Genomic DNA, 13,699 nt, shown 5'->3' with positions numbered 1-13,699 from the left:
CGCGCGGGCGGGCTCTACAGCTCCACCGGCAGCTTCTCCACGCCCCTGATCACGTAGCCCTCCTTCCACTGCGGCTCCGCCGCGAGGCGCAGGGTCGGGGCCTGGTGGAGGAGTTCGGTGAAGAGGGACGTGAGTTCCACGCGGGCCAGAGGCGCGCCCAGGCAGTAGTGGATGCCGGCGCCGAAGGTGATGTGGGGGTTGTCCGAGCGGGCCAGGTCCAGTTCGTCGGCGGTGGTGCCGAAGCGGGCCGGGTCGCGGTTGGCGGAGCCGAAGAGCAGCGCCACCTCCGAGCCGCGCGGGATCAGCAGGCCGCCGACCTCGATGTCGTCGAGCACCCAGCGCTCGAACATCTGCAGCGAGGTGTCGTAGCGGAGGAGTTCCTCCACAGCTGTGGACAGCAGGCCGTCCGGGTCCGCACGCAGGGCGGCCAGCTGGTCGGGGTGGCGCAGCAGAGTCCACCAGCCGTTCACGGTGGTGTTGACCGTCGCCTCGTGGCCCGCGTTCAGGAGCAGGACGCAGGTGGAGATCATCTCCTGCTCCGTCAGGCGTTCGCCCTCGTCGTGGGCGTGGATCAGCGCGGAGATCAGGTCCCCGCCGGGATCCGTGCGGCGGCGGGTGATCAACTCGCGGAGGTAGTCCGAGAATTCGAGGGACGCCCGCACCGCCCGGCGCGCCGTCTCCTCCGACGGGTTCAGTTCGAACATCCCGCAAATGTCCGCCGACCACGGCCGCAGCCGGGCCCGCTCCTCGTCCTCCTCCGGGATGCCGAGCAGCTCCGCGATCACCGCCACCGGCAGCGGCTCCGCCACGTCCGCGAGCAGGTCGCCGCCGCCGCGCGCCACGAGGCCGCCGACCAGGCCGGCGGCCAGCCGGCGCACGGTCGGCACGAGGTTCTCGACCGTCCTCGGGGTGAACGCCTTCGACACCAGCCGCCGGATCCGCGTGTGGTCCGCGCCCTCCAGGTCGAGCAGCCCGTGGTCGTTCAGCGTGTGGAACGGCTCGTGCGCGGCCGGCGGGGCCGTACGGCCGAACTCCTCGTGGCTGAAGCGGTGCCGGTACGTACGGCCCAGGCGCCGGTCCCGCAGCAGCGCCGACACGTCCGCGTAGTGCGGGATCAGCCACTGCTGCGAGGGCGCGTACCAGTGCGCCCGGCCACGGGCCCGCAGCTGCGCGTACGCGGGGTACGGGTCGGCGACGAAGGCCGGGGAGTGCGGGGCGAAGAGCTCCTCGACGGAAGGCTGCGCGGTGTCCATGACCGGACGCTACCCGCGCCGGTCCCCGACCCGCACCAGCCGCGCACCGGCCCCCCGACCCGCACCGGCCGCGCGCTACCCCCCGACCTGCACCAGCCGCGCCTCGTACGCGAACACCGCCGCCTGCGTGCGGTCGCGCAGGCCCAGCTTCACCAGGATGCGGCTGACGTGCGTCTTGATCGTCGACTCGGCGACGACGAGATGGTCGGCGATCTCCGCGTTCGACAGGCCCTGTGCGATGAGCACCAGCACCTCCGTCTCACGCTCCGTCAGCTCGCCGATCTGCGCGAGGGCCGGCATCCGGGGCGACTCGGCCGCCTTCGCGAACTCGGTGATCAGCCGCTTCGTGACGGTCGGCGCGAGCAGCGCCTCCCCCGCGGCCACGACCCGCACGCCCTCGGCGAGCTGCCGCGCGGAGGCGTCCTTCAGCAGGAAGCCCGAGGCGCCGGCGCGCAGCGCCTGGTACACGTACTCGTCGAGGTCGAAGGTGGTGAGCACCAGCACCTTGGCCTCCGGGTCGGCGGCGACGATCGCGCGGGTGGCCTCGATGCCGTTCAGCTCGGGCATGCGGATGTCCATGAGGACCACGTCCGGGCGGAGCGCCGCGGCCTGCGCGACGGCCTCGCGGCCGTCGACCGCCTCGCCGACGACCTCGATGTCCGGCATCGCGCCGAGGAGCACGGAGAAACCCTCGCGGACCATCATCTGGTCGTCGACGATCAGTACGCGGATCACGTCTGCTGCTCCTCACGGCTCACCGGAACGAAGGCCGTCACCTCGTAGCCACCGTCGTCGGTCGCCTCGGCCGTCATCTCCCCGCCCAGCATCGTCACACGCTCCCGCATGCCGGTGATGCCGTGGCCGGCGCCGGGCGAGGGCTTCACGAGGCCGCGGGCGGGGCCGTTCGCGATCCGCAGTCCGAGGCCGCCGAGGACATAGCTGACCTCGACCTTCGCGCCCGCGCCCGGCGCGTGCCGCAGCACGTTCGACAGGGCCTCCTGGACGATGCGGTACGCGGACAGCTCGACGCCCTGCGGGAGTTCGCGCACCGCGCCGGTCACCGTCGTCTCGACGTCGAGCCCGGCCTCGCGGACGTTCCGGATCAGGCCGTCGAGGTCGGCGAGCGTCGGCTGCGGGGCGTCCGGGGCCTCGTAGTCCTCGGCGCGGACGACGCCGAGCACGCGGCGCAGTTCGGTGAGCGCGGCCACGGCGTTCTCGCGGATCGTGGCGAACGCCTGCTCCAGCTCGGGCGGCGGGTTCTCCACCCGGTACGGGGCGGCCTCCGCCTGGATGGCGACCACGGACATGTGGTGGGCGACGACGTCGTGCAGCTCGCGGGCGATGGTGGTGCGCTCCTCCAGCAGCGTCCGCTTGGACCGCTCGACGGCGGTCACGCTCTGCTGTGCGGTCACCTCGGCGGCGGCCTGGCGGCGGACGTGGAGGACGGTGACGACGAGGAGGGAGAGCGCGGCGAGGAACAGCAGCGGGGCGGAGTCGCTGCTGTGCCCGAGGCCGAGGAACGTCTCGGCGAACAGGGCGTACAGGGCGGTCAGGACCCACATCCACGCGCCGGCGCGGGGGCGGGTGCGGGCCGCGACGACGGTCAGGACGACGAGGTGCGCGGCGAAGACGTTCGGCGGCCAGGGCCAGCCGTCCGGCGAGCCGATGACCGCGAAGAAGGGAGTGAGTCCGAGCATGGCCCAGAAGGCGAGCACCGGCCGGACGAGCGTGAGCAGCACGATCCCGGCGGGCAGGCAGGCGAACACGAACGCCACGGCCCCGCCGCCGCCGAGCACGGCGAGCCCGGCGAGGAACACCAGGAAGGCGCACCAGGCGACGGTGGCGTGCGGGAGGTATCCGGTGTACACGCGTATGCGCGCCGGGAGGTACCGGGTGAGGGCGCGGTCCACGTCCAGCCGCGGCAGCGGCCGGTACGCGAAGGCGTCCTGGAAGAGATCCTGCCGCAGTCCCCGGAGTCCGCCCATGACCAGGCGTGCTTCGGGGCTGCGGCTCTTGGCGTGGGGGATGCGCGTCGTCTCGGTCACGCCAGCCAAGGTACGGGCCGGGAGGCGGACGGGTCGTCCGGCGGAATGGGGATTCTGCGGGGTCCGTCGCAGGTACTACGCGGGGGCCGGGCGACGTGGGCCTTCGAGGGGCCGCCGGAGGGTGCGGGGTTCGCCGGCGCCGCGGCTCGGCGGGTCTCGTACGGGTGGAAGGCCGTCCAGCACACGGTCAGGGCGAGGGCGAAGGCCGGGAGCCAGGCGAGGCGGGCCAGGATCCAGGCCGGGCCGTCCGGCGGCGTGTGCAGGCCGGTCAGCGGGTGGCCGGCCAGGAGGCCGCTCGCGGTGACGGCCATCAGGGCGGTCTGGTGCCAGAGGAAGACCGTCATCGCGGACAGGTTGAGCAGGGCGGTCCCGGCCCACGCAAGCGGCCGGCGCATCGCGCGGCGCAGCGGGCCCAGCAGCATCAGGGCGAGGCCGCACTGGGCCAGGCCGAAGCAGACGGCCGCGAGCGTCGGCGGGTTGAGGTTGGAGACCGCGGCGCCCGGGACGCCGACCATCGAGGCCGGGTAGCCGGCCCACGCGACCAGTGCGGCGGTCGCGGCCGCGCCGCACAGCAGCAGGCTCCGGCCCGCCCGGGGGCCGAGCCCGCCGCGCGCCCACAGCGCTCCGAGCGTGTACGGGACGAGCCAGCCGGCCGCGACGTTGATCCAGCCGAGCGCCTCGGGGCCGTCGAAGCCGAAGCGGAACAGGTCCACATGGGCCACGACGGCGAGCGGCCACAGCGGGTGGAGCCTCGCGATCACCGGGGTCGCCGCGGTCAGCGCGACGAAGACCAGCAGGAACCAGAGCGGGGAGAGGGCTAGTTTCCCCAGGGTGTGGACGGTCTGGAGCTCCGCTCCGGAGACCAGCAGCAGTCCCGCGGCCACCGCCCACAGCGCGAGGAGCGCGAGGACCGGCCGGAACAGCCGCGCCGTCCGCGCCGCGAGCCAGGTCCGGTAGGCCGTGCCGCGGGCCCGCGCGGCGAGGTGGCTCTTCACCCCGACGTGACCGCCGACCAGGAAGAACACCGCCAGAGTCTGGAACATCCAGGTGACCGGGGCGAGTTCGGGCCCGTACTGCAGCGGGCTCGCCGTCCGCAGCGTTCCCGTGTCCGCGACGAGCGCGGTGACCAGCCAGTGCCCGAGGACGACCCCGAGGATGGCCAGGGCACGCAGCGCGTCGACCGCGCGGTCCCGGCCGGGCGGGGTGGCGGCGTCGATGCGGCGCACGCGTGCGCGCAGGCTCATGGCGACGCCTGCCCGGCCACCGGTTCCTCCGCGCGGGCTCATCACGCCGGCTGCGCATCCGGTTCCTTCGCGCGGGCTCATCACGCCGGCCCCGCATCCGGTTCCTTCGCGCGGGCTCATGACGCCTCCACGATCGCGGCCATGGCGCGCAGGCCCGTGCTGCCGCGTTCCAGGTAGTCGCCGTGGCCGCCGGGGCCGGTGGCGAACGGTCGTGCGCCGAAGGCCGGTTCGGTGGGGTCGGGGCCCAGGCCGAGGGTGGTACCGAGGAGGTCGACGTTCGCGTGCGGCAGGTGGGCGACCCAGTCGCCGGAGGCGCGGCTCGCCCACACCCTCGCCCGCGTCCCCAGCGCCGCGGCGGTGTCCGCGCCGGTGCCGGGGCTGCCGTACAGGACGAGGTCGGTGACGTCCAGGCCGTGCGCCGCGCGGCCGCAGACCACCGCGCCGTACGAGTGGCAGAGCGCCGAGATCCGCGCGGGCGGGTTGAACGTGCGCAACAGGTCGACGAGCGCCCGCAGTCCGGGTGCGGCGGTGTCGGCCCGGCCCGGGGTGAGCACCTCGGGGCCCACGGTGTCGGGGGTGTCGTAGCCGAGCCAGGCCACCACGGCGGCGTCCGGGCCGAGGCGGGCGCTCAGTGCGGCCGCGCCGCGCCGGAACCGGCCGCCGTACGTGTCGAGGCGGACGTCCGAGCCGGGGACGAGCACCGCGATCCGCCGCGCCCGCTCCAGGTCGCCGAAGACCTCGACGATCCGGCCCCGGCCGCGGCCGTCGAAGGCCAGCAACCGGCTGTCCGCCAGTGCGCGCAGGTTCCTGGCGCGCCGCCGGTCGCCGTGCCCGTCGGCGAGGCGGGCGGCCTCGGCGACCGCGGCGCGGTGGGCCGCGTACCGCTGGGCGGGCCGGTCGGCCGCCCCGGACACGACGGCGTCGGGCGCGGGCACCGTCGCCCGCGTCGCCGCCCCGGACAGCGGGACGGCGACGGCGGCGACGAGGAGCGAGGCGAGCAGCGTGCGTCGGAGACGGTTCGTCTTCATGCCCCCGACGCTAGGAAGACGCCCTCGTCGCGGGCATCACACCAGGGGGGACACTTGCCGGGTAGCCCTCGGGTATGACACGTACGACACGCCGTCACCCCGGGATGTCACCACGCCAGTTGGGCAAGCTCCTCCGCGACCACCGCGCACGCGTCCGCCGCCGGGTCGATCAGGGGGAAGTGCCCGATGTCCTCCAGGAGCGTCAGGCCGACCGTCTCGCCGGCCTTCGCCGCCGCGTCCGCGTACGCCTCCGCGACCTCCGGCGGGACCACGATGTCGCTGCGGCCCTGGACGAGCGTCGTGGCGATGCCGGTGGGGAGGAGGGCGGCGGGGTCCGCGTAGGCGGCGCGGGTCCCCCACTCCGCCTCGCCGCCCAGGAGCTGGGTCACCGCCCCGCCGCACACGTCGAGTTCGACCGAGCGGGCGAAGTGGGCGATGGGGGCCAGCGCGACGACGCCGCGCAGGACCGGCGGGGCCGGCAGGCGCCAGGGGGCGTCCTGCGGCAGGCAGTGCCGGGCCGCGGCCCAGAGCGCCAGGTGGCCTCCCGCGGAGTGGCCGGTCAGCACGATCCGCCGCGGGTCGGCCTGCGGCAGGTGCGCGGCCGCGAGACCCGGCAGCGCGTCCATCGCCGCGGCCACGTCGTCGAAGGTCTCCGGCCAGCGGCCGGCGACCGGGGCCGCGCCGCCCTGCCGGGGGATGTCGCTGCCGCGCCGGTACTCGACGTTGGCGACGGCGAAACCGCGGCGCGCGAGAAAGTCCACGAAAGGAGTCAGGTGCTGCCGGTCGTACGGCGACCGCCAGGCCCCGCCGTGCAGGGCGACGACCAGCGGCGCCTGCCGGCTCCCGTCGCGCGGGGCGTAGAAGTCGACGATCTGGTCCGGGTGTTCGCCGTACGGGGCGGACGCGTCGGGGGCGACGGCCGGGTGCGAGAAGGCCGAGGCTTCTTCGGCGGCGTCGCGCGCGGCGGGGTCCGGCATGGCAGTTCCAACCTCTCGGGGACGGGGCCGAACCGGCCTGATCCGGCCTGACCTGCGGGGACGGTACCAAAAGCCCGCCCCCGCAGATCAGCCGTTCATCAGACCGTCCGACCGCCGTCCGCGGCACCTGCCGCGGCGTCGCCCATGACGTCCGCCACGACCTCCGCCAGCACCCGCGCCGCCCGCTCCGCGTCCGCGAAGCCGACGTACAGCGGGGTGAAGCCGAAGCGCAGCACGTCCGGCCGGCGCAGATCGCCCACGACACCGCGGGCGATCAGCTCCGCCATCACCGCCGGCGCCGCCTCGCAGCGCAGCGCGACCTGGCTGCCCCGCTCCTCGTGCGCCTCCGGCGTCAGCGACTCGACGGCTCCGGTAGGCACGTACGCCCGCACGCACTCCAGGAAGAAGTCCGTCAGCGCGAGCGACTTCGCGCGCACGTCCTCGATCGCGACCCCGTCCCACACGTCGAGCGCCGCCTCGAGCGCCAGCATCGACAGGATGTCGGGGGTCCCGACCCGGCCGCGCACCGCGCCGTCCGCCGCCGCGTAGCCGGGCGTCATGGCGAACGGGTCGGCGTGCGAGTTCCAGCCGGGCAGCGGCGAGTCGAAGGCCGCCTGGTGGCGCTCGGCGACGTACAGGTACGCGGGCGAACCGGGGCCGCCGTTCAGGTACTTGTACGTACAGCCGACCGCGAGGTCGACGCCGTGCGCGTCCAGGCCGACCGGCAGCGCGCCCGCGCTGTGGCACAGGTCCCAGACCGCCAGCGCGCCCGCCGCCCGCAGGGCCGCGGTGATGCCGGGCAGGTCGTGCAGCCGGCCGGTGCGGAAGTCGACGTGGTTGACCAGCGCGGCGGCCGTACGGGGACCCGCCGCGGCGGCGACCTCCGCCGGATCCACCGGGACCAGCGTCCGGCCGGTCATCCGCGCCGCGGACTCGGCGATGTACCCGTCCGTGGGAAACGTCGTCGCGTCGACGAGGATCTCGTCCCGGTCGTCCCCGGCGAGCCGCGCCGCGGCGACGACCGCCTTGAAGACGTTCACGCTGGTCGAGTCGCCGACGACGATCTGCCCGGGGGCCGCCCCGACCAGCGGGGCGATCCGGTCGCCGATCCGCTCCGGGGCGGTCCACCAGCCCGACTCGTCCCAGGAGCGGATGCGCAGCCGCCCCCACTCGCGGGTGATCACGTCGGCCATCCGGTCCGGCACGTGCGCGGGCAGCGCGCCGAGCGAGTTGCCGTCCAGGTAGACCGCGTCGTCCAGGGCGAACAGCTCGCGCCGCTTGGCGAGCGGGTCGTGGGAGTCGAGCCGCCGGGCGGTCTCGCGCAGGTCGGAGGTGGTCTCAGACATGGCTGCGCGCCGTCCACAGCTCGGGGAACACGTTCTTCTGTGCCCGCTTCTCCAGCCAGGCCACGCCCGCGGAGCCGCCGGTGCCGGTCTTGGAGCCCATGGCCCGGCGGGTGGCGACCAGGTGGTCGTTGCGCCAGCGCCAGACGAGCTCGGCGACGTCGCTCAGTGCCTCGCCGAGGCGGACCAGCTCGGCGTTCTGGTCGGGGTCGGCGTAGATCCCGGCCCAGATGTGCTCGATCTCGGGCGAGGTCTCGTACCGCAGCGCCAGGTCGCGGCCGAGGACGGCCTCCGGCACCGGCAGCCCGCGGCGGGCGAGGAGCCGCAGCACCTCGTCGTACAGGCTCGGCTCCTGCAGCGCCTTCTCCAGCTCCGCGTGGACCCGGGGCGCGCCGCGGTGCGGCACCAGCATGGACGCGGACTTCTCGCCGAGCAGGAACTCCATCCGCCGGTACATCGCCGACTGGAAGCCGGAGCCCTCGCCGAGCGCGCCGCGGTAGGAGTTGAACTGCGCCGGGGTGAGCTGGGCCAGCGGCCGCCAGGAGTGGTTCAGGGCCTCCAGCTGGCGCACGGAGCGCTTGAGCGCGTCCATCGCCACGGGGATCCGGTCCTCGCGCAGGGCGCGGCTCGCGGTCTCCCACTCGTGGACGATCACGGTGAACCACAGCTCCATGACCTGGGTGGTGACCAGGAAGACCATCTCGCCCGGGTCGTCGGAGCGGAGGTGCTGGAGGTGGGTGAGGACGTCCGCCTGGACGTAGTCCTCGTAGGGCGTGGTGCCCGCGAAGTCGAGGTTCGGGTCATCGACCGAACCGGCTCCGGAGGCATCGGGGAAAGTAGACATTTCTGTCTCCTCGATACGTACTTCCGGGTAGCGGTCCGCTCCTTCCGTGTGACGACGGAGCCCCGGTCCCCTCGGGGCGCGCACGACGGCGTGCACGTCCCACGCGCATCATGGCACGATCGGGCCCGTGATGTAGCTCCCGTCTTCGTCATACGGATATGCGTTCGAACGGCAGCCGTTCAGGCCCTTGATCTGCTGCATCATCACCGGCGCGAGCTTGCCCACTCCCGGGCAGCTCATGTGCTGCCGGATGCCGATCTCGTGCCCGACCTCGTGGTTGATGATCAGATGCCGGTACTCGGCGGGCGACCCGGAGAACGTCGGGGAGCCCAGCACCCAGCGCTTGAGGTTCACCACCACGCCCTGCGTGGTCTCGCAGTTCAGCTCGCCGTGCGTGTTCAGGCCCACCGCCAGGCAGAGCCGGTCGGCGGTGTCCGGGGTGGCGATCTTGATGACGAAGTCGGCGTTCTCGGTGACCAGCTGGAAACGACCGCGGCCGTGCGCGGCCCAGCCGCGCGGATGGGCCAGGATCGCCTCGATCTCGGCGGCCGCCTCGCGCGCGGAGATGTCCACGCCGTCCTCGACCTGGACCCGGTAGCGGCGCAGCGTGCCGCCGGAGCCGACCGGGGTTCCGGCGGAGTCGGCGGTGGTGAACGTGCCCTGCCCGGACTTCGGGACCGTGGTCTTCTTCGGCTTCGGCTTGGGCTTCGGCGTCGGAGTGGGCTTCGGCGTGGGCGTCGGGCTGGGGCTCGGCGGCGGGCTGGGCACCTGGGTGGGGATGCGCTCCGGCTCGGGCGCGGCCTGCGCCTCCCGGGTGTCCTTCCAGTACGCGAGCGCCGCGCCGCCGCCGAGCGTCATGCCCGTCAGGACGACGGCGAGCAGCAGCAGCCGGCCTACGGGACGGCGCCTGCTCCGGGCGCGGCGACGCCCCTGCGCACGTCTGCGCCCCCGGTTTCCGGCACCCCGCTTGCCCACGACAGTTCCCCCCTGCGCCGGCCTCGTGGGCCGGATGGTCAATTCGATGGTTCGTGCGATCGTACCGGCCGGACCTGTCGCCCCCCGGTGGGCGGTCCCTGCACGAAGGGGACCCGGAGTCCTGCTCCGGGCCCCCGACCTGCGGTGTTCTCGCGGTCAGTTGAGGGTGTCGGCCGCCGTGGGCGAGGAGTCGCGCAGGAAGGTCGAGCAGCGCTCGTACTCGTCCTGCTCGCCGATCGACTGCGCGGCCCGCGCCAGCGCGTGCAGCGCACGCAGGAAGCCGCGGTTGGGCTCGTGCTCCCACGGCACCGGGCCGTGGCCCTTCCAGCCGGCGCGGCGCAGCGCGTCCAGGCCGCGGTGATAGCCGGTGCGGGCGTACGCGTACGACTCGACGACGCGGCCGCCCTCGAACGCCTCGTCGGCGAGCCGGGCCCACGCCAGCGAGGACTTCGGGTACTTCGCCGCGACGTCGGCCGGCGCGGTGCCCTCGGCGAGCAGCTCGCGCGGCTCGGGGTCGTCGGGCAGGTGGGTGGGGGGAGGTCCCCCCAGCAGGTTCTCGTGGATGGCCATGGGGCCAGTCTGCCTCAGACGGCCGCCCGGCCCGGCATGCGACCGCGGCGCCGTCGCCGCGCCCGCGCGCCGCCTCAGGCGGTCGCCTGGCCCGGGTGCTCGGGGTGCCCGCGATGGTCCTCGTCCCGTTCGCCCGGGTCCAGCGGGGGCGAGGTGACGCCGCAGTGGACCTTGCAGCCGGGGTGGCAGTCGGCCGCCTTCGGCTCGCGGATGGTGACCCAGGCCAGGACCGCGCCCGCCACCAGCAGCCCGGCGCACATCGGCATCGCCCGCTTGAAGGTGTCCCCGAACTCCTCCGCCGAGCGGTACGCCTCCGGGCCCATCCCGGCCAGCAGCGGCAGCGCGGCCACCGCGAGCAGGCCCGCGGCCCGCGCGGCCGCGTTGTTGATGCCGCTGGCCAGGCCCGCCCGGGACACGTCCACGGAGGACAGCACGGTCGCGGTGAGCGGGGCCACCAGCGCGGTCATGCCGAGGCCCAGGACCAGCAGCGCGGGCAGCACGTCGGCCACGTACGAGGCGTTCTCGCCCACCCTCAGCATCAGCAGCATCCCCGCCGCGCACAGCAGCGGGCCGACGGTGAGCGGGATGCGCGGCCCGATCTTCTCGCCCAGCTCCCCCGCCCGCGCCGACAGCAACAGCATCAGCACCGTCGTCGGCAGCAGCGCGGTGCCGGCCTGCAGCGCCGAGTACCCGGAGACCACCTGGAGCTGGAGCGCGGCCAGGAAGAAGAAGCCGCTGAACGCCGCGTACACGCAGAGGGTCACGAGGTTGACCGCGGTGAACAGGCGGGACTTGAAGATCGACAGGGGCAACATGGGGTGCGGGGTCCGGCCTTCCCACCAGACGAACGCCACGCCCACCACCACCCCCACGGCGCCCGCGAGCCAGCTCTCGCCGATGAAGCCGTACGTGACCAGCGCCAGCGCCGCCGCGCCGAGCAGCGCGCCGAAGATGTCGAAGCGCCCGTGGTCCGCCTCGGTGTCGCGGGTCTCCGGGACGTGCCGCAGCGTGATCGGCACGCAGATCGCGGCCAGCGGCACGTTCAGCAGGAAGATCCAGCGCCAGCCGGGCCCGTCGACGAGCCAGCCGCCGACGAAAGGTCCCACCGCCGCGCCCACCCCGCCGAAGCCGGACCACAGGCCCACCGCCCGGGCCCGGTCGTCGGGATGGAAACTGGCCTGCAGGATCGCCAGCGAGCCCGGGGTGAGCAGCGCGCCGCCGATGCCCTGCAGGGCGCGCGCGGCGATCAGGATCTCCGCGTTGGGCGCGAGCCCGCACAGCAGCGAGGCGAGCGCGAACCAGACCACGCCGACGACGAAGACCTTCCGCCGCCCGTAGCGGTCGCCCAGCGCCCCGCCGAGCAGGATCAGCCCGGCGAGCGTGAGCATGTACGCGTTGACGGTCCACTGGAGCGCCGCCATGTCCGTGCCGAGGTCCTCGCCGATGTGCGGCAGGGCGACGTTGACGACGGTGGAGTCGAGCAGCACCATCCCGGATCCGAGCACCGTCACGACGACGACCCAGCGCCCGGGCGGCGTCCGCAGCCGTATCTGGGTCTCGGTATCGGCCATACCGGCCATGCTCCCCTACGCGGACGGGCCCGGCACGTCGCGGTGACGTGCCGGGCCCGGGTACCCCGTCGGGGTTACTTCACGTGCGTGCCCGCGGAGCGCAGCGCCTCGCAGGCCTCGACGACGCGCGCGGCCATGCCGGCCTCGGCCAGCTTGCCCCAGGTGCGCGGGTCGTAGGTGGACTTCTTGCCGACCTCGCCGTCGACCTTCAGGACGCCGTCGTAGTTCTTGAACATGTGGTCCGCGACCGGACGCGTGAAGGCGTACTGGGTGTCGGTGTCGAGGTTCATCTTGACGACGCCGTTCTCCAGCGCGGTGGCGATCTCCTCGCGCGTGGAGCCGGAGCCGCCGTGGAAGACGAAGTCGAACGGGCTGACCTTGCCGAACTTCTCGGCGACGCCGGCCTGCAGGTCCTTCAGCAGCTCGGGGCGGAGCACGACGTTGCCCGGCTTGTAGACGCCGTGCACGTTGCCGAAGGAGGCGGCCAGCAGGTAGCGGCCCTTCTCGCCCAGGCCGAGGGCCTCGGCGGTGCGGACCGCGTCCTCGACGGTGGTGTACAGCTCGTCGTTGATCTCGTGGCTGACGCCGTCCTCCTCGCCGCCGGTCGGGGTGATCTCGACCTCGAGGATGATCTTCGCGGCGGCGGCCTTGGCGAGCAGCTCCTGGCCGATGGCCAGGTTGTCCGCGAGGGTCTCGGCCGAGCCGTCCCACATGTGCGACTGGAACAGCGGGTTCTCGCCCCGGGCCACGCGCTCGGCGGAGACCTCGATCAGCGGACGGACATAGCCGTCCAGCTTGTCCTTCGGGCAGTGGTCCGTGTGCAGCGCGATGTTGACGTCGTACTTCGCGGCGACGATGTGCGCGAATTCGGCCAGGGCGACGGCGCCCGTGACCATGTCCTTGCTGTGCTGGCCGCCCAGGAACTCGGCGCCACCGGTCGAGATCTGGATGATGCCGTCGCTGTTGGCCTCCGCGAAACCGCGGAGCGCAGCGTGCAGCGTCTGGGACGAGGTGACATTGATGGCCGGGTAGGCGAACTTGCCTGCCTTCGCCCGGTCGAGCATCTCGTTGTAGACCTCGGGGGTTGCGATGGGCATTCGTCCGCTCCTTGTGATGTGCGGTTGAGTGTGGTGCTAGCCCTGACCTGGGGTCGACGTCATCGTCGGTGCGCCCATCTTTCCAGACTCTTGACCTCCCCTTACAGGTCAGGGCGGAGCGTTTCACGTGAAACACTCCGCCCTGCCCGAAAACCGCTGGTCACACCTTGATCAGGTGATTCGGCATCAGTCCCGCCGTCAGCCGAGACCGAGCTCGTCCAGCGCGTACGCGTAGAGATACGGCACGCCGGCCGTGCCGCTGATCTTCTCGCCGGCACCGGTGGCGCGGTCGACGATCGTCGCGACGGCGACGACCTCGGCGCCGGCCGCGCGGGCGGCCTCGACGGCGGTGAGCGGCGAGCCGCCGGTGGTGGAGGTGTCCTCGACGATCAGGACGCGGCGGCCCTTGATGTCCGGGCCCTCGACCTGGCGCTGCATGCCGTGCGCCTTGGCGGCCTTGCGGACGACGAAGGCGTCCAGGCGGCGGCCGCCGCGGGCGGCGGAGGCGTGCAGCATCGAGGTGGCGACGGGGTCGGCGCCGAGGGTGAGGCCGCCGACCGCGTCGAAGTCCAGCTCGGCGGTCAGATCGAGCATGACCTGACCGACCAGGGGCGCGGCGGAGCCGTCCAGCGTGATGCGGCGCAGGTCGACGTAGTAGTCGGCCTCCAGACCCGAGGAGAGGGTCACCTTGCCGTGCACCACGGCCTTGTCCTTGATCTGCTGGAGCAGCTCAGCGCGTACGTCAGTCATGC

13 protein-coding genes are annotated in these 13,699 nt (G+C 73.6%); all 13 read right to left on the bottom strand.

The window, feature by feature from the left end:
* Positions 1-14 precede the first annotated feature (14 nt).
* Entirely contained in the window at positions 15-1,253 is a 1,239-nt protein-coding gene (locus tag ABZO31_RS17865) for a cytochrome P450 (RefSeq protein ID WP_406862229.1), read from the bottom strand.
* Positions 1,254-1,328: 75 nt separating this feature from the next.
* A complete protein-coding gene (locus ABZO31_RS17860) occupies positions 1,329-1,988 on the bottom strand; it encodes a response regulator (RefSeq protein ID WP_406862228.1) in 660 nt (219 codons plus the stop codon).
* Complete coding sequence (locus ABZO31_RS17855; RefSeq protein ID WP_406862227.1) at positions 1,985-3,307, bottom strand: sensor histidine kinase; 1,323 nt, start codon at positions 3,305-3,307, stop codon at positions 1,985-1,987. The genes ABZO31_RS17860 and ABZO31_RS17855 overlap by 4 nt, the downstream gene beginning before the upstream one ends.
* Positions 3,295-4,542 carry an acyltransferase family protein gene (locus ABZO31_RS17850; protein ID WP_406862226.1) on the bottom strand — a complete coding sequence of 416 codons (1,248 nt, stop codon included), beginning with the start codon at positions 4,540-4,542 and terminating at the stop codon, positions 3,295-3,297. The genes ABZO31_RS17855 and ABZO31_RS17850 overlap by 13 nt, the downstream gene beginning before the upstream one ends.
* A 116-nt stretch (positions 4,543-4,658) precedes the next feature.
* Positions 4,659-5,570, bottom strand: coding sequence for an alpha/beta hydrolase (locus ABZO31_RS17845; RefSeq protein ID WP_406862225.1), 912 nt, complete (start codon positions 5,568-5,570; stop codon positions 4,659-4,661).
* A gap of 107 nt (positions 5,571-5,677) precedes the next feature.
* Positions 5,678-6,547, bottom strand: a complete 870-nt coding sequence (locus tag ABZO31_RS17840; RefSeq protein WP_406862224.1) for an alpha/beta hydrolase — start codon at positions 6,545-6,547, stop codon at positions 5,678-5,680.
* Positions 6,548-6,645: 98 nt separating this feature from the next.
* Positions 6,646-7,893 (bottom strand): kynureninase, encoded by a 1,248-nt coding sequence (kynU, locus tag ABZO31_RS17835; RefSeq protein ID WP_406862223.1) that lies wholly within the window; start codon positions 7,891-7,893, stop codon positions 6,646-6,648.
* A complete protein-coding gene (locus tag ABZO31_RS17830; RefSeq protein ID WP_406862222.1) occupies positions 7,886-8,734 on the bottom strand; it encodes a tryptophan 2,3-dioxygenase family protein in 849 nt (282 codons plus the stop codon). The genes kynU and ABZO31_RS17830 overlap by 8 nt, the downstream gene beginning before the upstream one ends.
* 108 nt (positions 8,735-8,842) lie before the next feature.
* Positions 8,843-9,709 (bottom strand): DUF3152 domain-containing protein, encoded by an 867-nt coding sequence (locus ABZO31_RS17825; protein WP_406862221.1) that lies wholly within the window; start codon positions 9,707-9,709, stop codon positions 8,843-8,845.
* Positions 9,710-9,865: 156 nt separating this feature from the next.
* Entirely contained in the window at positions 9,866-10,279 is a 414-nt protein-coding gene (locus ABZO31_RS17820) for a DUF3151 domain-containing protein (protein ID WP_406862220.1), read from the bottom strand.
* 74 nt (positions 10,280-10,353) lie between these two features.
* Positions 10,354-11,850 (bottom strand): MFS transporter, encoded by a 1,497-nt coding sequence (locus ABZO31_RS17815; protein WP_406862219.1) that lies wholly within the window; start codon positions 11,848-11,850, stop codon positions 10,354-10,356.
* A gap of 74 nt (positions 11,851-11,924) precedes the next feature.
* Complete coding sequence (fbaA, locus tag ABZO31_RS17810; protein WP_406862218.1) at positions 11,925-12,947, bottom strand: class II fructose-bisphosphate aldolase; 1,023 nt, start codon at positions 12,945-12,947, stop codon at positions 11,925-11,927.
* Positions 12,948-13,145: 198 nt separating this feature from the next.
* Positions 13,146-13,697, bottom strand: a complete 552-nt coding sequence (pyrE, locus tag ABZO31_RS17805) for an orotate phosphoribosyltransferase (RefSeq protein WP_406862217.1) — start codon at positions 13,695-13,697, stop codon at positions 13,146-13,148.
* Positions 13,698-13,699: the final 2 nt, after the last annotated feature.

The organism is Streptomyces solicamelliae (assembly GCF_045348655.1).
In the GTDB taxonomy this organism is placed as follows: Bacteria; Actinomycetota; Actinomycetes; order Streptomycetales; family Streptomycetaceae; genus Streptomyces; species Streptomyces solicamelliae.
Note: the sequence above shows the minus strand (reverse complement) of the source record. Positions and strands in the feature narration are given on the sequence as shown.